This is a genomic window from Taibaiella chishuiensis (assembly GCF_003014535.1).
GTDB lineage: Bacteria > Bacteroidota > Bacteroidia > Chitinophagales > Chitinophagaceae > Taibaiella > Taibaiella chishuiensis.
The window spans coordinates 467,194-488,473 of the sequence record NZ_PYGD01000001.1; the positions used below are offsets into that span (position 1 = coordinate 467,194).

A 21,280-nucleotide genomic window follows, 5' to 3' on the forward strand; every position below is an offset into this window, starting at 1 on the left:
AACTACAAAAAAATAAAGACCGGCTATGCTCAAACTCGAAGTATCTGCAGCGACCGAATTAAGGACGTACCAGGCCGAAGACGCCGCCATGCTGTATCGTACCGTAGATGCAAACCGGGCACACCTGCGGCAATGGCTGATGTGGGTGGACGCTACCCGCCGCGAGGAAGACTCGCTGGCCTTTATACGGCAGGCGCAACAGGACCGCTACGACCAGAAAGGCCTGGCCCTGGGCATATTCCGGGATACGACGCTGATCGGCGGCATCGGTATGAGCGAATGGAACCACAACCTGAAGAAAGCCAGTATCGGTTACTGGCTGGTAAAAGATGCGGTGGGCAAAGGCGTGATGCAGGCTTGCGCCCGGGTGTTTATCGGCTTCCTCTTCGAAAGCGTGCAGCTCAACAAGATCGAGTTGCACCACCTGCCGGGCAATAAACGCAGCGCAGCGGTTGCCGGCCGGCTGGGTTTCCGTACCGAAGGCATTCTGCGCGACAGCACGCTGTTGCACGGCGGCTACCAGGACCTGGTCATTACCGGCCTGCTGCGCAGCGAATGGAGGGGAGCTTAGTTGTGAATAATGAATTTACCGGTCGCCTTCTGCGTGCCGTCTTTATTAACGACAAATACCAGGTATACACCGCTCTGTACTTTATGGCCGGTATAGTCCTTGCCATTCCATACGGCCTGGCCGCCCAGGGCCTGGGTACGGTATACCATCTGGCCTGCGATATCGGTAAAGCGTACATCGGCATTGTCGGCCACACCCCTTACGGCGATCATGCCGTTAAAGCCAGCCGGTACGGGATTGGGATAGATAACAAGCGGGTCGTCGTTTTGCGCTTTGCCATCTGTTGCCGTACTGCGGAAGGCCACCACACCTTTTGAGGTAGAGAAGTAAACATCACCCGTAACCGGGTCGATATTGATACGTTCGATATAACTGGAGGGAAGCGGGCTATTGTCTTCGTTGAAACGGTAGATGATCTTCTCGGCATCTTCGGAGATCAGCCATACCCCGTTGGTAGTACCAATCCATTTGCGGTTGGCGCCATCCACGGCCATAGCCTTTACGGCCTGGTTCTGGAAGAGGTAACCACCGATCTGGTCGCCAAAGGTTACGACTTTAAGCGATGCTTCGGCAGTACCGGCAAAAGCCCCGTCGGGATCGTTAACGATAGCGATACCATTGGATGTGCCGATCCAGATCACGCCGTCTTTATCTTTTACCATCGACAGGGTATTGTTATCGGGCAGGTTGCCACTGCCGCCGCCCATTCTTAACCAGCGGTAGCGGTCGTCGGACGAATTGTCGAGTGTACCGTTATCATCATACACCACGGCTCCGCGACTGTATAAGGTAATAAACCATTTCCGGCCATTGTCATCCACCAGTACATCGGCTGCGGAGTGTTCCTGGTTTTCTACGATACTTCTCCCGTTGTACCAGTTACCTTCAGGCGTTCTTACACTCAGTTCGTTAGGCGTACCGGAATTGCTGACCCAAAGGTTGCCGTTGGCATCCTGGGCCAGGCCGGAAACTGGGAAAAGCTTGCCCTCGCTGTTGACAGAAGGCAATACGCCTTTGTTATAAACATTCGTTGCACCACCCGGATCGATAATGGCAACCCCGCCGGAATAAGAGCCCATGTATACTTTGCCGGTACTCTGGTCGCGCAGCACCCGGATAAAGTCCTGTACCCACTCATCGTCGGAGACATAGGGATAATTGGTCCATTTGTCGTCGTGGAAATGAGAGTACATCGCGCGGCTTTTGGTAGAGCCCCAGCCCTCCGTTTTACCGCCATGCGCCATCCACAGGTCACTGTCGTACGCCGATATATCGAATGAAGACGCCGTTACCGGTCCGTCCGGGAAATAAGGATCGGCATGCGTTACATCTACTTTTTTACGCAATCCGCGTTGATTGGGAAAACTGTAATTGCTGTTGTCGGTAAACCACACTTCCCCGTTGCCCAGTTCTATGATCTGGGTGGGCGATACGGTGCCGAAAGAGTCCGTTACCATGCCATCGGAATTTATCCGTTTGCCATATCCTTTAAAAGAATCGGTATTGGCAGCACTTACCCACAGTCCGCCTGGGCCCGCATCGAGTGCGGTAACGGGATAGGTGGTTTTGCGGAAAAGGCTGAGCGCCCCGTTGGAAAACCGGTACAGGCTATCGGCATTGGCCGTATATAAAGTGCCGCCGGCATAACATACATAACGAAAAACACGGTCGTCCAGTTTTTTCCAGGTAGCATAGTTCAGGATAAAGCTGTTGTTGACCGAAGTACCGTAAAGCCCCATGCCGGTTACGGCATATACCGAATCGTTGGCAATGGCCGAAGCATACACGGGCATCGTCAGGCCATTATCGGTAAAGGTTACGGTTTCTTTTATTTCCCTTTTGGTAAGATTGAGGATAAACAGGCCGATCGTAGAGCTCAGGTAGGCTTTACCTCCGCCCGCGGTAATGTGGTGCACCGTTTTATCGCCACCCACATTGGTCCGTTTCACTTCGGGAATATTGTAGAAGGCAAGGTCTTTGAAGAGATCGATATTACTATTGGTATAGACCAGGATGGCCGTTTGGGTCAGCCCGTCGTAGGCTACGCCCGAAAGCCCCACATCGCTCATACCATTGGCCTTACTGTAAGGCGTCAGGGTACCCTCGTTGCGGTTATAGGTAAAAAAGCCGGAGGAAGTGGCACAGAAAAAAGTGGTTCCGTCCGAGGCAACACCTTCACCCTGGTTATAGGGCAAAAAAGATTTCCATTGCTCAACAGCGGGACCTCCGTGTTGGGCAATGGAATCAGTTGTATAAAAAATCGCCGAAAGCGATAAAAAAAGCGCTGCTGTCTTCATGTTAAGCTTATTCATACCTTCTTCAAAAGTACTAATAAAACGTAATTCAGGGACAGATTAGTATGGCTATTTTAAATGCTTGATATTGATAACTTCCTGCTTGGTAAGGAAACGCCATTTGCCGCGCAGGACGTGTTTTTTGGTCAATCCCGCATACATAACACGGTCCAGTTTAACCACTTCGTAGCCCAGCGATTCGAAGATACGGCGCACGATACGGTTTTTGCCGCTGTGGATCTCCATACCGACCTCGTTCTTGGTCTCGAGGTATTCCAGCTCGTCCACTTTAGCTTGCCCGTCTTCCAGGATCACACCTTCCAGGATCTTGTCAAAGTCTGCTTTAGACAGGTTTTTGTCGAGGGTGGCTTTGTACACCTTGCGCACTTCATATTTAGGATGAGCCAGTTTCTGTGCCAGTTCGCCATCATTGGTCAGCAGCAGCAGACCGGTTGTATTGCGATCGAGCCTGCCCACCGGGAATACGCGCTCTTCGATATGGTTCTCGAGCATCTCCATTACCGTACGCCTTCCTTTCGGATCGTCGGTGGTCGTGATAAAGCCTTTGGGCTTATTCATCAGGATATAGACCAGGTTTTTCTGAACCACTAACTGTTTGCCGTTCAGTGCAATAATATCTTCGAGGGTTACTTTAAAGCCGGGTTCGGTTATCAGTTCGCCATTTACCGTTACTTTACCTTCTTTAATCAGGGTTACGGCATCTCTGCGGCTGCATACATCGCAATGTGCAATGTATTTGTTCAGCGGCATGGGTTTGCTGGCATCCAGATTTTCGGGAGCCGTCTGGTTGGCCTCGTCGTGGTTGCCTTCCGACCAGGTTGCATAAGCTTTCTCCTGTTCTTTTTCGTTGTCGAAATGCTTTTTGAACCTGGATTTAGGTTCGCGCGGTTCGTCTTTATCCCGCTTCTTCGGTTTGATATCGCTCTTGCCAAATACGCGTTCCACCGGCTCATCCGACCATTTGTCCAGCTCCCTGGAGAACGTGATCTCGTCGCCCTGGCTTTCCTGCTCGCGTTTCTGCTGCATTTTGCGCTGGTGCTGGATCAGCTCTTCGTCATCCAGTTTGCCAAAGGTATTTTTATAACGGTCGACAGGTTTGTCCTCTTTCTTTTTAAAATCGCGGTCGCCTCTGTCCTCGAAAGATTTTTTGAAGGGTTTATCCCCTTTATCAAAAGATTTTTTAAAAGGGCGGTCTTCTTTATCTCCGAACGACTTTTTAAAGGGACGGTCTTCGTGGTTACCAAATGACTTGCGGAAAGGACGGTCTTCCTTGCCTTCAAACGATTTCCGGAAAGGACGCTCTTCTTTGTTGTCAAATGATTTTTTGAAAGGACGGTCTTCTCTGTTGTCAAACGACTTCTTGAAAGGGCGGTCTTCTTTATTATCAAAAGATTTGCGGAAAGGGCGGTCTTCTTTGTTGTCAAACGACTTTTTAAAAGGACGCTCTTCTTTATTATCGAAAGATTTACGGAAAGGGCGGTCTTCTTTGTTGTCAAATGACTTTTTAAAAGGACGCTCTTCTTTATTATCGAAAGATTTACGGAAAGGGCGGTCTTCCTTGCCTTCAAATGATTTTTTAAAAGGGCGGTCGCCTTTGTCGTCGAATTTCTTTTTGAAGGGACGATCCTCATCGTGGCGGAACGGCTTTTTAAACGGCCGGTCTTCCGGCTTGCCGGACGCCTTACGGAAAGGGCGGTCTTCGTCGTTACCAAACTGCTTCCGGAAAGGCTTATCATCCTTATCGCCGGTTTTCTGCCTGAAAGGCCGGTCTTCTTTCCTGTCTGAAGATTTCCTGTAAGGCGCATCATCATTGTTGCCGAAAGCCTTTTTACCGGAATGGAATGGTTTCTTGTGCATCAGTATATTAATAAAATAGGTTGTGGAATAAATTGAAAAAAAGGCCGGCAATAGCTGCGGCCTGCAGGATCGCTCCTGTATTATGCTGTGCGGGTAACATTGGCCAGCTGGCCGCATGCCGCATCGATATCTTTACCGCGGCTCCGGCGCAATCTCGCATTCACACGATTGGCAGCGAGGTATTCCATAAACTGGTCCACCACGTTTTCTTCCGGCTTTTCGAAGTCGGCATCATCGATAGCATTATATTCGATGATATTGACCAGGTCGGCCGGTACCTGGCGGTATATTTTCACCAGTTCTTCGGCGTCCTTGCGGCTGTCATTAAAATTCTTGAAGAGGATGTATTCGAAGGTGATCTCGTTGCCGGTTTTCTGGTAGAAGTAAAGCAGCGATTCGATCAGCGTCTTGAGGTTATTGCTTTCGTTGATGGGCATAATCTCGTTACGCTTCTGGTCGTTGGCCGCATGCAGCGACAGTGCCAGTTTGAACCGTACTTCATCGTCGCCCAGCTGTTTGATCATTTTAGCCACCCCTGCGGTAGACAGGGTAATACGGCGCGGGCTCATGCCCAGTCCCTCGGGCGAGGTAATGCGCTCGATGGCTTTGAGTACGTTTTTATAATTGAGCAGGGGTTCGCCCATACCCATAAAAACGATATTGCTGAGATGCCGGCCGAAGTGGGTTTCGGCCTGCTGGTTGATCAGGGTTACTTCATCTACGATTTCGTCGAACTCCAGGTTACGTGCACGGGGCAGGTAACCGGTAGCGCAGAATTTGCAGCTGAGGCTACAACCCACCTGCGAGGATACACAAGCGGTCATGCGCTTTTCGGTAGGGATCAGCACCCCTTCGATAAAGCGGTTATCATGCAGTTTCAGCCGGCTTTTAATGGTACCGTCGTTACTGAACTGGCTGTGGTCGATCGTGACTTTGGGAATCTGGTAAACTTCGAGCAGTTGCTCGCGAAGTTTTTTGGAGAGGTTGCTCATCTCATCGATCGAGCTGGCGTGCTTCTTCCAGATCCAGTCGTGGATCTGTGCGGCACGGAATTTGGGTTCGCCCAATTCTTTCATCAACTGTTCTATCTCCGCTAGAGGGGCATGTCTCAGATTTTTCATCTGTGAATAAATTTTTGCAAAGGTAATGTTTTTACCCGCTTAGTGGCATAGGTTTTTTCAATCATGCGTTTCAGCGGCAAATTGCACAGCCCATACCTCATTCCAAAGCGAAGGTTCCGCCCCGCTATCCCCTTATTGCCTGTGCTTTACCACAAACCGGCTCCGGATGCTCTTTTGCCTGCCCTGCAGGTATATTTCTGCAATATACAGGCCGTCGGGCAAATGTTGTACCCCTATCGACCTGGCCTTACCGCTACGGATCACCACACGGCCCAGCGTATTCCAGACCAATACCCGGGTAACCGGGTAACCGGTATTATTGACCAGGGTTACCTCGTGGGAAGCCGGGTTGGGCACGATCCGGATGTTTTGCCCGCCTGGCGGCTCGTCGATACCGGTTGTAGTACAGATTCCTTTGGCGGTCGCGATCTTTTGCAACGAATCTATCGGTTCGATACCATCGTTGTTCCGGGTGCGTACGCTTATGTTCAGGTAGGGGCTGTTATATGGGTCTGTAGGTTTTGATACCTTCAGGAAAGCAAAAAGCGAAGAAGTATTGTTGGTTGCGCAGCGGCTGTCGGCGCCAACCATTTTAGCGCCCTGCATGGCGGCCATCAGTTTACAGGCAAGCGACCCCGGCGTGTTGTTGAAGCGGGCTTCCATAGAATCCAGCACTTTCTTCCCCAGCAGGATATTGCCCTGTATGCTGTAATTTTTCCCGGTAATGTGGTTGGCATAACTCATATTGCCGCTCCCGGTATGCGCTGCGGTCTGCGGTACCTTATCGACCAGTGCGGCAATACCGTACTGCCGGGAGCCGAAGAGTTGCGCGCTTTCGCTGTTGCCCAGCCAGGTAATGATCTGTTGCGGCGTATCGCCGGCCAGCATCCGGGCACGGGCATTGGCCTGGTTGGTCTCCAGGTAAAAGGCCTGGGTATTGATCGCTCCTTTACCCGGAATCAGGTCGCCCAGGAATGAGGGGTCATTGATAGCGGACATAAACAGGTCGACACAGGAGGCGCCGGCGCTGCCTACTTCGCCGCTGGCGCTGTCTACAGCTACGATAGAGAAAGTGTCCTGGGCATGGGAGCGGGCAGGAAGCAGGAAAGCAGGACTGGTCAACAGCAATATGCTCATGATCTTCGTTTTCACAGGCAAAAAATTTAAAAAATTATACTTTAAAAATATATACAAAATACCCGTTTCTTTATTTGCAGCATACCATTCCGCGTTAATTTGTGCAAATGAGGCACAAAAAAGCCAGCCCCGTTGGAGGCTGGCTTTGCAGGAGATATACCGGTTGGATTAGCGGGCTACATTCACCGCACGTTTTTCGCGGATAACGGTTACCTTGATCTGTCCGGGGTATTGCATTTCTTTCTGGATCTTGTCGGCGATCTCGAAGCTTAAGCGGTCGCTGTCGGAGTCGCTTACTTTATCGGCTTCAACAATTACACGCAGTTCCCTGCCTGCCTGGATCGCGTAAGCTTTTTCCACACCGTCGTAGGCAACGGCCAGGTTTTCCAGGTCTTTGATACGCTGCAGGTAGCTTTGCATAATCTCGCGACGGGCACCGGGACGGGCGCCGCTGATCGCATCGCAGGCCTGGATGATCGGGGAGATGATATAGGTCATTTCCATTTCATCGTGGTGCGCACCGATAGCGTTGATGATGGCAGGATGCTCGCCACATTTCTCGGCCAGCCTCGCGCCCAGCAGTGCGTGGCTCAGTTCGGTTTCCTCATCTGGCACTTTACCGATATCATGCAGCAGGCCGGCACGTTTTGCCAGTTTTACCACTTTCTGTCCCAGGCCCAGTTCTGCCGCCATAATACCGCAAAGGTTCGCGGTCTCTTTGGAGTGCATCAGCAGGTTCTGACCATAAGAGGAGCGGAAACGCATTTTACCGACCATACGTACCAGGTCTTTGTGCAGGCCGTGGATACCCAGCTCGATAATGGTGCGTTCGCCGATTTCCATCACCTGGTCTTCGATCTGTTTCTTGGTTTTTTCCACAATTTCTTCGATACGTGCCGGATGTATACGGCCATCCTGTACGAGGCGTTGCAGGGAGAGGCGGGCAATTTCGCGGCGCAGCGGATCGAAACAGCTCAGTACGATCGCTTCGGGAGTATCGTCGATAATCAGGTCCACACCGGTAGCGGCTTCCAGGGCCCTGATATTACGGCCTTCACGACCAATGATCTGGCCTTTGATTTCGTCGCTTTCCAGGTTGAATACGGTGATGGCGTTCTCGATCGTTTGTTCGGCGGCTACACGCTGTATGCTCTGGATCACGATCTTTTTGGCCTCTTTGGAAGCGTTCAGTTTTGCTTCTTCCACGATCTCCTGGATGTGGGCCATAGCGCCGGTACGGGCTTCCTCCTTCATGGCGTCGATCAGCTGGTTTTTAGCTTCTTCGGCGCTCAGGTTCGATATTTTTTCGAGTTGTTTGATGTGCTCTTCCTGGTGTTTTTCAAGCTCCTGGCGTTTCTGATCCAGTTCCTGGCGTTTTTCCAGGGTAATTTCCAGTTGTTTATCCAGGTTGGCCTTATGCTGTGTATTCTCGTTGATCTGTTTCTGTAAAATCTGGTTCTTGTCGCTCAGCGATTGTTCTTTCTGGCGCAGTTTATTTTCGGCATCCTGTACTTTCTGGTTACGCTGCGATATTTCCTTTTCGTTTTCCGACTTCATCTGGAGGAATTTCTCTTTAGCCTCCAACAGCTTTTTTTCTTTTAAGGTTTCTGCAACTATTTTGGCATCTTCGGCAATCTTGGCAGCCTGCATTTCTGCATCTTTGATCTTTTGTTCGGTGTTCTTGGCAAATATTGCTTTGCCCAGGAAGATTCCGATTACTAATGCCGCCACTGCCACCAGCGCGGAAACGATCATTGCTAAATCCATAATATATACTGTATTATCATTTTTGTTTGTGAATAAATAAAAACCTCCCGCCCCCTGCCCTGAGGAGGGGGTGCGACATTAACCGGCGAAGTTAGTATTTATTCCTGTAAATCCTACGAGGGCGAAAAAGCACTTCTTTTTTATATAAGTTTGCAGCAATCCCGCGTTTCTAATATTTTACCCGGGGTCTTTCATCTTTTTACAAACAACGGAATTCTATACTTTTCCCCGTTTACCTATGAACCGCAACAAATACCTGCCCTTCTGGCTGATCACCCTGGCCGTTATGATCGGGTTGCCCTTAGTCACACTCATCCAGGATGGTATGTTTATGGATGCGATGTTGTATACCAGTGTGGCGCATAACCAGGCGCATGGCTTCGGCACCTTTTGGTTTCCCCAGTTCAGCAAGCTCAACCTCGACCTGCCGGGCTTCAATTCCTTCCACGAACAGCCGCCGCTTGCATTCGGCATCGAATCGTTGTTTTTCCGGGTACTGGGCAACAGTATGTATGTAGAACGCTTTTATGTGCTGGTAACGATGTGTTTAACCGCCTGGCTTATTTACCGGCTGTGGCAGGAAGTTTATAAAAACGAGGTTACGTTGCGCCGGTTGGGCTGGCTGCCCCTCCTGCTCTGGATTACCATTCCGACCGTTTTCTGGGGCTGTTCCAATAATGTGAACGAGAATACGATGGGCATTTTCACCCTGGCTTCCGTACTGGTTTCGTTCCGGCTGCTGCAGCGCGATGCCCGCAACCTGTTTGCATGGATGCTGGTGGGCTTGCTTATTTTCCTGGCCACCTTCACCAAAGGATTTCCCGGCTTTTTCCCCATTGTTGTCCCCGTGGTGTACTGGTTCGCTACGCGCCGCATCTCCGCAGGCCGCGCTTTCGGCTATAGCACCCTCCTGCTGGCGGTACCCTTGGCCATCTACGGTATCCTGTTCCTGGTACCGGAGAGCAGGGACAGCCTCTCTATTTACCTGTTTAAAAGAGCCCTGCTGCGTATAACCTCCGATCCTACTACCAGCAACCGTTTTGCTTCGCTGGTCAACCTGTTTATGGACCTGCTGCCCCAGTTGGGCCTGTTGCTGATTATCGTGCTGGTGGCCAGGGCTAAAAAAATAAAAGCGGCCTATACCGGCGGACAGGGCGGGCTTATCCTCTTTTTCCTGCTTACCGGGCTTTCGGCCACGGCGCCGCTTATGCTCACTATGGTACAAAAGGCGTTTTACCTGCTGCCCGGCTTCCCGTTTTTCGCAATCGGCACGGGTATGCTGCTGGCGCCCTATATATCGCGTTTTACGGAAAAGATGCAGACCGGCAGCAAGGGTTTCCGCATCTTCAGGGGCATCAGCGTGCTGCTGCTCTGCAGCGCCATAACCGTGGTAGGCCTGCAAGCGGGCAAGGTAGGCCGCGAAAAAGATGTGCTTCACGATGTGTATGCGATCGGCAAACTGCTGCCGGAACATTCGGTTATCGGTATCAACCAGCGGGATTTTTATATCGACTGGGAATTGCAATGTTACCTGATGCGCTATTTCTTTATCAGCGTGGATTTTAAACCGGGGAAACCACTGACCTATTTTATCCTCGACAAATCGCTGAAGACCGATACGGACCTCAGCCGCTATAAAAAAATGGAACTGGGTCTTGAAAAATACGACCTGTACAAACTGGAACCTTAACGAACAGGGGCCGGAAGTTAAAACTTCCGGCCCCTGTTGCATTATCACCAGGCAGCGGACTGCCTCATTTATTTTTTAGCTTCTTTAGCCCAGCTGTCTTTCAGGCCTACCGTACGGTTAAACACCAGGTGTCCGGGTGTACTGTCTTTATCGGCGCAGAAGTATCCTTTGCGCAGGAACTGGAAGCGGTCGCCCGGCTGCGCCTGGGTCAGCGCCGGCTCGATATATGCGTTTGCTACTACCTGCAGGGAATCGGGGTTGATATAATCTTTAAAATCGCCGTCTTCGTTGGCGGGGTTCTCCACGCGGAACAAGCGGTCGTACAGACGCACTTCCGCAGTTTGCGCATGCGGCACGCTTACCCAGTGGATGGTACCTTTTACCTTAAGCCCGCTGGTATCGTTACCGCTTTTGCTTTCGGGCAGGTAGCTGCAGTAGATCTCGGTCACTACACCCTGCTCATCTTTTTTAAAGTCGTCGCACCGTACAATGTAAGCGTACTTAAGACGTACCATCAGGCCGGGGGCCAGGCGGAAGAATTTCTTGGTCGCTTGTTCCTGGAAGTCCTCGCGCTCGATCCAGATCTCGCGGCTGAAAGGCACTTTACGGCTACCACCCTGTTCGTCTTCCGGATTATTTTCGGCATCGAACTCCTCGGTCTGACCTTCGGGGTAATTGGTGATTACCAATTTCACCGGGTCCAGCACCGCCATCACCCGGTTGGCTACCTTGTTCAGGTTTTCGCGGATGCAGAATTCGAGCAGGCTTACGTCGGTAATATTATCGCGCTTGGCAATACCGATCGTATCGGCAAAGTTGCGAATGCTCTCGGGCGTGTAGCCCCTGCGGCGCAGGCCGCTGATGGTAGGCATACGCGGATCGTCCCAGCCGGCTACATGTTTTTCATTAACCAGTTGCAGCAATTTACGCTTGCTCATTACCGTATAGGTCAGGTTGCGGCGTGCAAACTCGTACTGGTGCGAGGGGAAAATGCCCAGCTTCTGGATAAACCAGTCGTACAGGGGACGGTGGTGTATAAACTCCAGGGTACAGATCGAGTGGGTGATCTGTTCGATGCTGTCGCTCTGCCCATGGGCAAAATCGTACATCGGGTAGATGCACCAGGCGTCGCCGGTACGGTGGTGGTGTGCATGTTTGATCCGGTAGATAATGGGGTCGCGCATCAGCAGGTTGGGATGCGCCATATCCACCTTGGCACGCAATACCTTGGCGCCATCGGGATATTTGCCGGCACGCATCTCTTCAAACAGTGCCAGGTTTTCGTCTATGCTGCGCGAACGCCAGGCACTGTCGGTGCCCGGTTTGTTGATATCGCCCTTGGTAGCCGCCATCTGCTCGGCAGTACTGTCGTCCACATAGGCATCGCCCTGCCGGATCAGTTGTACGGCATAGGCATACAGTTGTTCGAAATAGTCGGAGGTATAACGCAGCTCGTCCCAGTTAAAGCCCAGCCATTTCACATCGTTCATGATACTCTCTACATATTCGGTCTCTTCGGTTACGGGGTTGGTATCGTCGAAGCGCAGGTTGCATTTTCCCTGGTATTTGATCGCCAATCCGAAGTTGAGGCATATAGAGGCCGCGTGGCCGATATGCAGGTAGCCGTTGGGCTCCGGTGGAAAGCGGGTATAGATACTTTTGTATTTACCCTCGGCGAGGTCTTTCTCAATGATCTCTTCTAAAAAATTAAGGGAACGTTCTTCCATTTTATAATGATATAAATAGCTGTATTTACTTGCGTTATAGCCTGTATTACTTTCGTTTGAAAGCATACGGGAGGGGCAAAGTTACGGAGAAATAGAGAGTTCTATTTATTCCCTTTATGAATTGATAATATAATCTTTACAAAAATTTACAATCACTATTGGCTTTATTCTGTAGTTTTGCCCCAAAATGTTTATACAAGACTCCGGATATATTTCCGGAAACCAATTTCATTATTAACTGAAATGACAAAAAAAACTAACCTATGGTCAGCTCCGGTTACCGCTATTACGCGGTATGCTGACGGCGTTTTTTTTACTGCACCTCCTGCGGTTTTTTGCCCGGTCCCGGTACACACTCCTTTTATAGTACGACGTTGAGACCGGATAGGGTTTACCTTGATTGGTAAATGATACTCCGGCAAATTCCATTCCTACAGACTATCATTTTATTTTGACAGAACGCATACCGCGTTCCTGTTTCACATGCTAATTGTCTTTTGAAAATGAACAACCATTTTCAGATAATGGTAGCTGATGCTACGCATTATAGCTTCGCGCAGATTATCTGCGACGAAATGGCCTCTTCTGCCAAAGTAAGAGGCACAGGCATTGCCAAGCGCTCGCCCGAATACATCGTTCAAAAAATGCTGGAAGGCAAAGCTGTTATCGCTTTCAGCCCCGATGGCATATGGGCCGGCTTCTGTTACGTAGAAAGCTGGAGCCACGGCGGCTATGTAGCCAACTCCGGTCTTATCGTGGCGCCACCCTTCCGTAAGTTCGGTATTGCCAAGGCCATCAAAACCCGTGTATTCGAACTGAGCCGCGAACTGTACCCTGAGGCCAAGATCTTTGGCCTGACCACCGGCCTCGCCGTAATGAAGATCAATTCGGACCTGGGTTACGAGCCGGTTACCTATTCGGAGCTCACCCAGGACGAAGCCTTCTGGGCCGGTTGCAAAAGCTGCGTCAACTTCGACATCCTTACCGCCAAAGAGCGGAAGAACTGCCTGTGTACCGCCATGCTGTACGATCCGGCCGAGCACCAGGACCAGCAGGCCCTGCCGGCAACAACACAGGCTATGGCCCCGGCCCCCGCTCCTGAAAAGCCGGACAGCCCGGCCAAACAGGGTTTCAGACCACTGCGTTTTCTTCGAAAACGTCCTGGCAAAACTGCGTAATCATCTTAAAAAACATCCAACCAAAAAATGAAAAAAGTAGTGCTTGCGTACAGTGGCGGTCTCGATACCACCTATTGCGCTTTATACCTGAGTAAAATACAAAACCTCGAAGTACATGCCGTAACCGTAAACACCGGCGGCTTCGATGAAGCAGAAATAAAACAGATCGAAGCAAGGGCGCATACCCTGGGCATTGCTTCGTACCGGAGCATCGACGTAACCGAAGCTTATTACGACGATTGTGTGAAATACCTCATCTTCGGTAATATGCTGAAAAACGGCACCTATCCCTTAAGCGTAAGCGCCGAAAGACTGGTGCAGGCCATGACCATAGCCCGTGCGGCCCTGGAGATCGGCGCCGACGCTATCGCCCACGGCAGCACCGGGGCCGGCAACGACCAGGTACGCTTCGACGGCGTATTCCGCACCATGGCGCCCGACCTGGAAATACTTACGCCTATACGCGACCTGCAACTGAGCCGCGAAGCGGAGATCAGCTTCCTGAAGGAACACGGCGTGGATATGAATTTTGAAAAAGCGCAATACAGCATCAATAAAGGTCTCTGGGGTACCTCGGTGGGTGGTAAAGAAACCCTGACCTCCGGCCAGTACCTGCCCGAGGCGGCATGGCCTACGCCCATTACCGCCACCGGTACCCGCACCATCGAACTGCGTTTCGAAAAAGGCGAACCGGTAGCCCTCGATGGTGAGCACTTTGCCCACCCGGCGCAACTGATACAAGCGCTGCAGGCGCTGGCCCAGCCCTACGGCATTGGCCGCGATATCCATGTAGGCGATACCATTATCGGTATCAAGGGCAGGGTAGGCTTCGAAGCCGCTGCCCCCCTGATCCTGATCAAAGCCCACCACCTGCTGGAAAAACATACCCTTACCAAATGGCAGATCTACTGGAAAGACCAGCTGAGCACCTGGTACGCCAACTGGCTGCATGAAGGCCAGTTGCTCGACCCGGTTATGCGCCATATCGAAGGCTTCCTCGACGATGCCCAGCAAACCGTAAGCGGTACCGTAAGCATACAGCTCGAGCCCAAACTGTTTACCCTCCTGGGTATCGAAAGCCCGCACGACCTTATGAGCAATGCCTTTGGCAGCTACGGCGAAATGAATAAAGGATGGAGCGGAGACGATGTAAAAGGATTTACCAAAATATTCGGCAACCAGACCTCTATTTTCCACCAGGTCAATAAAGCAGTACAACATGATTAAAGCAGGCATAACCGGGGCGGCGGGTTATACGGGCGGCGAACTGATACGCCTGTTGCTGCGTCACCCCGAAGTAACCATCAGCTGCGTACACAGCAATAGCCAGGCCGGCAAACCCATATCATCCATACACCAGGACCTCTATGGCGATACCGACCTGCGTTTTGATGCCGCATTAAACGAAGATATCGATGTGCTGTTTCTTTGTGTCGGTCATGGCGATGCCCGTACCTTCCTGGAAAAACGGCCGTTAAAAGATACGGTAAAGGTGATCGACCTTTCCCAGGATTTCCGGCTTGGCGCACAAAACAGCATCGGCGACCGGCAGTTTGTATACGGGCTGCCCGAGTGCAACCGGGATCAGATCCGGACCGCTGCGAACATTGCCAACCCCGGCTGTTTTGCTACAGCATTGCAACTGGGCCTGCTACCCCTCGTGGCTGCAGGTTTCGCGGGCGAGGTGTACACCACGGGCATTACCGGCGCTACCGGCGCAGGACAGGCCCTGGCCCCAAGTTCGCATTTTGCCTGGCGCAGCAACAATATCCAGGCCTATAAAAGCCTTACGCACCAGCACCTGAAGGAAGTGGGCGAGCACCTGGGCCACAATAACCCCGGGCAGCAGCAACCCCATATCCGTTTCATACCCTGGCGCGGCGATTTTGCAAGAGGCATTTTCGTATCGCAGCAGTTACAGACCGACCTCAGCTTATCGCAGCTCGAAGACCTGTATACCGCCTTTTATAAGGACCATCCTTTTACGCACCTGTCGCAGGAGGCCATACACCTGAAACAGGTGGTGAATACCAATAAGTGTATGATCCAGATCGAGCAGCAGGACGGGCAAACCGTGATCCACAGCGCGATCGACAACCTGCTGAAAGGCGCATCGGGACAGGCCGTACAAAATATGAACCTGGCATTTGGACTGGACGAGCAGGCTGGCCTGGACCTGAAAGCCTCCTTCTTTTAAACCACAAGAAAAATCGAACATGAAACTATTTGATGTATATCCCCTGCAGCAGGTGAGCCTGGAAAAAGCGGCCGGCTCCTTCCTCTGGGACAGCGAAGGCCAGCGTTACCTGGACATGTACGGCGGCCATGCCGTTATCTCTATCGGGCATAGTCATCCGCATTATATCCACCGCATTACAGAACAGCTGCAGCAGATCGGCTTCTACAGCAACTCCATACAGATGCCGCTCCAGGAAGAGCTTGCAGCCCTGCTGGGCGAGGTAAGCGGCAAACAGGATTACCAGCTTTTCCTGTGCAACTCGGGGGCCGAAGCCAACGAGAATGCGCTGAAGCTGGCCTCCTTCCATACCGGCAGGAAACAGGTCGTAGCCTTTACAGGCGCCTTTCACGGCAGGACCTCGCTGGCCGTAGCCGCCACCGACAATCCATCAATCATAGCGCCGGTTAACGAAAGCGGCAATATCGTATTCCTGCCCTTCAACGATGAGGCTGCATTGGAAGCCCATTTTAAACAACACGGCGACCAGGTGGCCGCGGTGATCATCGAAGGCATACAGGGCGTTGGCGGTATCCGTATGGCCAGTGACGCCTTTCTGCAAAGTATACGCAGGCTGTGCGACCAGTACGGTGCCGTATTTGTAGCCGACAGCGTACAATGCGGGTATGGCCGTACGGGCAGGTTCTTTTCGCACGATCATGCCGGTGTACAGGCCGATATCTATAGCATGGCCAAAGGCATGGGCAATGGCTTCCCTATAGGCGGTATTATTATCGCACCGCATATACAACCGAAGAAAGGCATGCTGGGCACCACTTTCGGCGGTAACCACCTCGCTTGCGCCGCGGCGCTGGCTGTGCTGGAAGTGATCCGCGATGAAAACCTGTTGCAACATGCAGCCGATATGGGCACTTACCTGATGGATGCCCTGCAGGCTACCGGCGCATTGGAAAATGTACGCGGCCGCGGTTTAATGATCGGCTTCGATGTACCGGAGCAGCATAAAAACCTGCGCAAGGACCTGCTGGAACGCTATCGCGTATTTACCGGCGAGGCCAAACCCAATGTTATCCGGCTGTTGCCTTCGCTGGCTTTACCCAAAGCCGAAGCCGGTCTTTTTCTAAGTGCATTACAGGAAGCGCTGGCGCTTCCCGTTGTGGTATAAAAAATATAATCTTGAAACAGTTTATCTCCGCCCTTGATGTGCCCGGTATCCCGGCACTGGTACAAGAGGCTTTACACTATAAAAACAACCCGCTGGCCGACCGGCAGCTCGGCCAGGGCAAGAGGCTGGGTCTTATGTTCTTTAACCCCAGCCTGCGTACACGGCTCAGTACACAGATCGCAGCGCAGCAGCTGGGTATGGAAAGCATCGTGTTCAATGCCGGCCAGGATGGCTGGGCATTCGAGTTTGCCGACGGCGCCGTTATGAACGGTAGCACCGTAGAACATATCAAAGACGCAGCGCCGGTACTGAGCAGCTATTTCGACATCCTCTGTATCCGCACCTTCCCCGGCCTTGTTGACCGGGACCAGGACTATGCCGAGTTTGTGCTGCAGCAGTTTATAAAACATATCCGTATACCCGTAGTAAGCCTGGAGAGCGCTACGCTGCATCCGTTACAGTCGCTGGCCGACATTATTACCCTCGAAGAACATAAGCCCGCCGCACGCCGGCCCAAAGTCGTGCTGAGCTGGGCCCCGCATATCAAATCCATTCCGCAGTGTGTGAGCAACAGTTTTGCCCAGTGGGTTAATGCCTGGGGCCAGGCCGACTTCGTGATCACGCATCCCGAAGGTTATGAGCTGGCGGAGGATTATACGCGGGGTGCACAGATCACGCATAACCAGCAGGAGGCCCTGCAGGATGCAGATTTTGTGTATGTAAAAAACTGGAGCAGTTACAACGACTATGGCAAGGTGCTGCACGATGGCGCCGGTTGGATGCTGGACGAACAAAAGCTTAAAGCCGCACCTGCTGCAAAAGTAATGCATTGCCTGCCGGTAAGACGTAACCTCGAACTGAGCGACGAAATCCTGGATGGCCCGCGCAGCCTGGTATCCCAGCAGGCTGCCAACCGCGTATGGAGCGCACAGGCCGTATTGAGCCGTATCCTGAAATCGTTGTAAAAGATAAACCATAACATGAAAGAACAACTCAGCGTAATCAAGATCGGGGGCAATGTGATCGACGATACCGCAAGCCTGCAACGCTTCCTGGACCAGGTAAGCAGCCTGAACGGCCCCTGCATACTGGTACATGGCGGCGGCAAACTGGCCACCAGCCTGGCTGCCGACCTGCAGGTGCCACAGCAGATGGTAGAGGGCAGGCGCATTACGGACGAAGCCACCTTAAAGATCGTAACCATGGTATATGCCGGTTATATCAATAAAAACATAGTAGCCCTGCTGCAGGCCCGGGGCTGCGCTGCACTGGGCCTCTCGGGCGCCGATGGCAATTTGATACAAGCGCATAAGCGTACCGGCACACAGCAGGACTACGGCTTTGCCGGCGATATCGACGCGGTAAACGAAACTTTATGCACCGGGCTGTTGCAGCAGGGTTATACCCTGGTGGTGGCGCCTATAACCCACGACCGGGAGGGACAATTGCTTAATACCAATGCCGATACCATTGCCCAGGAACTGGCACAGGCCCTGAGCAGGCAGTATAGCGTACGGCTCATCTATTGTTTCGAAAAAAGCGGCGTGCTGCGCGATACCGAAGACGAAAGCAGCCGTATTGCCGCCATCAATAAAACAACTTTCAGTAGTCTCAAAGCCGAAGGGGTAATCTATGCAGGCATGTTGCCCAAGCTGGACAATGCCTTTGCCGCGCTGGACAAAGGTGTGGACAGGGTCGTGATCGGTAAATGGAGCGACCTGCCGCAACTGGTTTCGGGACAAAACGGCACCACCATCAGTCATGAATGAACAAACGCAACTCTATGAAGAGGCGCTGGACCTGTTGCGGCAAATGATCCGCATACCTTCCTTCAGCAGGGAGGAGGCGGGTACTGCCACCTTATTGGAAAACTGGCTGCAACAACGGGGAATACCGGCATCAAGAGCGGGCAATAATGTATATGCCCGCAACCTGCACTTCGACGACGGCAAACCCACCTTATTGCTCAACTCGCATCACGATACCGTAAAACCCGCCAGCGGTTATACCACCGATCCGTTTGGCGCATTGATTATGGATGGCAAACTCTATGGCCTGGGCAGCAACGATGCCGGGGCCAGTGTGGTATGCCTTACAGCCGCCTTCCGGCATTTTTATGCTATGCCGGACCTGCCCTATAACCTTATCCTGGCGCTTACTGCCGAGGAGGAGATATCGGGCTATGAAGGCATAGTCGCCCTGCTGCCCTTGCTGGGCCGTATAGACTGCGCCCTGGTAGGCGAACCGACGCAAATGCAGATGGCCGTGGCCGAAAGAGGACTGATGGTGCTGGATGTAACGGTAAAAGGGCAATCGGGGCATGCGGCACGCAACGAAGGCGTCAACGCGATATACGAAGCCTTAACGGCTGTAACATGGTTCCGCAACTATCATTTCCCCGCGGCTTCGGACCTGCTGGGCCCCGTGTCGATGCAGGTAACCAGTATCCATACCGACAACAAAGCCCATAACGTAGTACCCGATACCTGCAGCTTTGTCGTGGATATCCGGATCAACGAGTGTTATACCCACGAGGCCATATTGGCTACGGTACAACAACATGTAAGCGGCAGCATAACGCCGCGCAGCACGCGGCTGCGCAGCAGCAACATAGCCGCCCAGCACCCGCTGGTACAGGCAGGCGCAGCCATGGGCCTGCGAAGTTATGGCTCACCCACGCTTTCCGACAAAGCGCTGATGCCTTTCCCTGCGCTTAAGATCGGTCCCGGCGACTCGGCCCGCAGCCATACCGCCGACGAGTATATCCGGCTCGATGAGCTGGCATCGGGTATCGATCAATATATAAGCCTGCTCGGCCGCGTACCGCATCTTTAAACTAAAATACCTAAGTTAATTAGATATGAAACTCTGGCAAAAAGACAATACAGATATAGCACAACGGGTAGAAGCCTTTACCGTAGGTCGCGACCGCGACTTCGACCTGTTACTGGCCGCCTGCGACGTAAAGGGTTCGCTGGCCCATACCGAAATGCTTTGCAAAGCAGGCCTGTTGACCCCTGCAGAAAAAGAACAGGTACACCACGAATTGCATGCCCTGCTGGAGGAGATTGCAGCCGGGCGCTTCCGTATCGAGGATTATGTGGAAGACGTGCACTCCCAGGTGGAGCTGATGCTTACACGCAAGATCGGGGATGCAGGTAAAAAGATCCATAGCGGCCGTAGCCGCAACGACCAGGTGGCCGTGGATCTGAAGCTGTTCCTGAAACAAAGCATACAGGAACTGAGCCAGGCAGTAAAAGGGCTGTTCGACAAACTGATCGCGCTTAGCGAAAAACATAAAACGAAACTGCTGCCCGGTTATACCCACCTGCAGATCGCTATGCCTTCATCATTCGGGCTGTGGTTCGGGGCGTATGCCGAAAGCCTGGTCGACGACCTGGAACTATTGGCTGCGGCCTATGCCGTTACCGACAAGAACCCGCTGGGCAGTGGCGCCGGTTATGGTTCCTCCTTCCCGCTCGACCGTACGCTGACCACCTCGCTGCTGGGCTTCGCCGCGCTGCACCATAATGCAGTATATGCACAGATGAGCCGGGGTAAGACCGAAAAATTCGTAGCAACGGGTATTGCCGCCGTAGCGGCCACACTGGCCCGCCTATCGATGGATGTATGCCTGTTCCTGAGCCAGAATTTCGGCTTTATCAGTTTCCCCGCGGCCCTGACTACGGGCAGCAGCATTATGCCGCATAAAAAGAACCCCGATATATTCGAACTGGTACGAGGCAAATGCAACCGCCTGCAAAGCGCACCCAACGAACTGGCGCTACTGCTCACCAACCTGCCCTCCGGTTATCACCGGGAACTGCAGCTGACCAAAGAAATTATTTTCCCGGCCCTGGAAACCCTGCAGGATTGTATCGGTATCCTGGATTTTGCTTTACCCCAGATCGAAGTGCAGGAGCATATCCTGGCGGATAAAAAGTACCAGTATCTTTTTACGGTAGAAGCGGTAAACGACCTGGTGCATAACGGCGTACCCTTCCGGGAAGCCTACCAGGTGGTGGGTAATGCGGTAGAAGCGGGCAGTTTCAGCTACGATCATTTCGATATAACACGGCATACCCACGAAGGCAGTATGGGCAACCTTTGCAACGAAGCCATAACCGGGGCCATGGAACGGGTGATGAAGCGGTTTGCTTAGGCCTGTAAAAGGCCGTTGATCTTTTTCATCAGATCGCGGGTAGAGAAAGGTTTGCTTACATACAGGGCAGCGCCGAGGTCGTAACCTTCGCGGATATCGGCTTCGGCGGTCTTTGCGCTGATAAAGACCACGATAATATCTTCGAGTGCAGGCGTAGCTTTGATATGCCGGCAAATGGAATAGCCATCCACATCCGGCATCATAATATCGAGCAGCACCAGGTCGGGCTTGTTGCTTTCCAGGAAAGCCATAGCCTCTGTCCCGTTACGGGCCACCATCACCTCGTAGCCGTTTTTCTTCATCAGGAATTCAACGGACATCAGGATATAGGGATCATCGTCTACAACAAGCACTTTCTTCATACAAGCAAAGATATAAGGTGTATCCTTAATA

General features: G+C 52.2%; 17 protein-coding genes. 10 read left to right on the forward strand and 7 right to left on the reverse strand.

Going from position 1 to position 21,280, the window contains the following annotated elements; translation table 11 throughout:
• The first annotated feature begins 25 nt into the window (after positions 1–25).
• Positions 26–571 carry a GNAT family N-acetyltransferase gene (locus B0I18_RS01960; protein ID WP_106520962.1) on the forward strand — a complete coding sequence of 182 codons (546 nt, stop codon included), beginning with the start codon at positions 26–28 and terminating at the stop codon, positions 569–571.
• Here B0I18_RS01960 and porZ read toward each other — a convergent pair.
• The 5 genes from porZ to rny all read right to left on the reverse strand — a co-directional run bounded on the left by porZ (position 568) and on the right by rny (position 8,768).
• Complete coding sequence (gene porZ, locus B0I18_RS01965) at positions 568–2,868, reverse strand: type IX secretion system anionic LPS delivery protein PorZ (RefSeq protein WP_181358301.1); 2,301 nt, start codon at positions 2,866–2,868, stop codon at positions 568–570. The genes B0I18_RS01960 and porZ overlap by 4 nt on opposite strands.
• Before the next feature lie 66 nt (positions 2,869–2,934).
• Entirely contained in the window at positions 2,935–4,743 is a 1,809-nt protein-coding gene (locus B0I18_RS25275; protein ID WP_245882028.1) for a pseudouridine synthase, read from the reverse strand.
• An 80-nt stretch (positions 4,744–4,823) separates the two neighbouring features.
• Positions 4,824–5,864 (reverse strand): dual-specificity RNA methyltransferase RlmN, encoded by a 1,041-nt coding sequence (gene rlmN / locus B0I18_RS01975; RefSeq protein WP_106520964.1) that lies wholly within the window; start codon positions 5,862–5,864, stop codon positions 4,824–4,826.
• A gap of 132 nt (positions 5,865–5,996) precedes the next feature.
• Positions 5,997–7,016 carry a DUF1028 domain-containing protein gene (locus B0I18_RS01980; protein WP_146146628.1) on the reverse strand — a complete coding sequence of 340 codons (1,020 nt, stop codon included), beginning with the start codon at positions 7,014–7,016 and terminating at the stop codon, positions 5,997–5,999.
• 153 nt (positions 7,017–7,169) lie between these two features.
• Positions 7,170–8,768: a ribonuclease Y gene (rny, locus tag B0I18_RS01985; RefSeq protein WP_106520966.1), complete on the reverse strand. Its 1,599-nt coding sequence runs from the start codon at positions 8,766–8,768 to the stop codon at positions 7,170–7,172.
• 238 nt (positions 8,769–9,006) lie between these two features.
• Between rny and B0I18_RS01990 the strand changes: the two genes are divergently transcribed.
• The gene (locus B0I18_RS01990; RefSeq protein WP_106520967.1) at positions 9,007–10,458 is read left to right on the forward strand and encodes an ArnT family glycosyltransferase; all 1,452 of its coding nucleotides are present in this window, start codon (positions 9,007–9,009) and stop codon (positions 10,456–10,458) included.
• A 68-nt stretch (positions 10,459–10,526) separates the two neighbouring features.
• Here B0I18_RS01990 and B0I18_RS01995 read toward each other — a convergent pair whose 3' ends face one another.
• Complete coding sequence (locus tag B0I18_RS01995) at positions 10,527–12,185, reverse strand: glutamine--tRNA ligase/YqeY domain fusion protein (RefSeq protein WP_106520968.1); 1,659 nt, start codon at positions 12,183–12,185, stop codon at positions 10,527–10,529.
• Between the two features lie 503 nt (positions 12,186–12,688).
• On the opposite strand from B0I18_RS01995, the gene B0I18_RS02000 reads away from it, so the two are divergent.
• Genes B0I18_RS02000 through argH form a run of 8 tightly spaced genes read left to right on the forward strand, consistent with a single transcriptional unit; the run spans position 12,689 to position 20,887 of the window.
• A complete protein-coding gene (locus B0I18_RS02000) occupies positions 12,689–13,363 on the forward strand; it encodes a GNAT family N-acetyltransferase (protein ID WP_245882029.1) in 675 nt (224 codons plus the stop codon).
• 27 nt (positions 13,364–13,390) lie between these two features.
• A complete protein-coding gene (locus B0I18_RS02005) occupies positions 13,391–14,590 on the forward strand; it encodes an argininosuccinate synthase (protein WP_106520969.1) in 1,200 nt (399 codons plus the stop codon).
• The gene (argC, locus tag B0I18_RS02010) at positions 14,583–15,560 is read left to right on the forward strand and encodes an N-acetyl-gamma-glutamyl-phosphate reductase (protein WP_106520970.1); all 978 of its coding nucleotides are present in this window, start codon (positions 14,583–14,585) and stop codon (positions 15,558–15,560) included. Before B0I18_RS02005 ends, argC begins: the two co-directional genes overlap by 8 nt.
• Before the next feature lie 19 nt (positions 15,561–15,579).
• A complete protein-coding gene (locus B0I18_RS02015) occupies positions 15,580–16,725 on the forward strand; it encodes an aspartate aminotransferase family protein (protein ID WP_106520971.1) in 1,146 nt (381 codons plus the stop codon).
• Between the two features lie 11 nt (positions 16,726–16,736).
• Positions 16,737–17,690 carry a Rossmann-fold NAD(P)-binding domain-containing protein gene (locus B0I18_RS02020; RefSeq protein ID WP_106520972.1) on the forward strand — a complete coding sequence of 318 codons (954 nt, stop codon included), beginning with the start codon at positions 16,737–16,739 and terminating at the stop codon, positions 17,688–17,690.
• A 15-nt stretch (positions 17,691–17,705) separates the two neighbouring features.
• Complete coding sequence (gene argB / locus B0I18_RS02025) at positions 17,706–18,494, forward strand: acetylglutamate kinase (RefSeq protein ID WP_106520973.1); 789 nt, start codon at positions 17,706–17,708, stop codon at positions 18,492–18,494.
• Complete coding sequence (locus B0I18_RS02030; protein ID WP_106520974.1) at positions 18,487–19,560, forward strand: M20 family metallo-hydrolase; 1,074 nt, start codon at positions 18,487–18,489, stop codon at positions 19,558–19,560. The genes argB and B0I18_RS02030 overlap by 8 nt, the downstream gene beginning before the upstream one ends.
• Before the next feature lie 25 nt (positions 19,561–19,585).
• A complete protein-coding gene (gene argH / locus B0I18_RS02035) occupies positions 19,586–20,887 on the forward strand; it encodes an argininosuccinate lyase (protein ID WP_106520975.1) in 1,302 nt (433 codons plus the stop codon).
• Here argH and B0I18_RS02040 read toward each other — a convergent pair.
• Complete coding sequence (locus B0I18_RS02040; RefSeq protein WP_106520976.1) at positions 20,884–21,249, reverse strand: response regulator transcription factor; 366 nt, start codon at positions 21,247–21,249, stop codon at positions 20,884–20,886. The two genes, argH and B0I18_RS02040, sit on opposite strands and share 4 nt — an antisense overlap.
• Positions 21,250–21,280 lie beyond the last annotated feature (31 nt).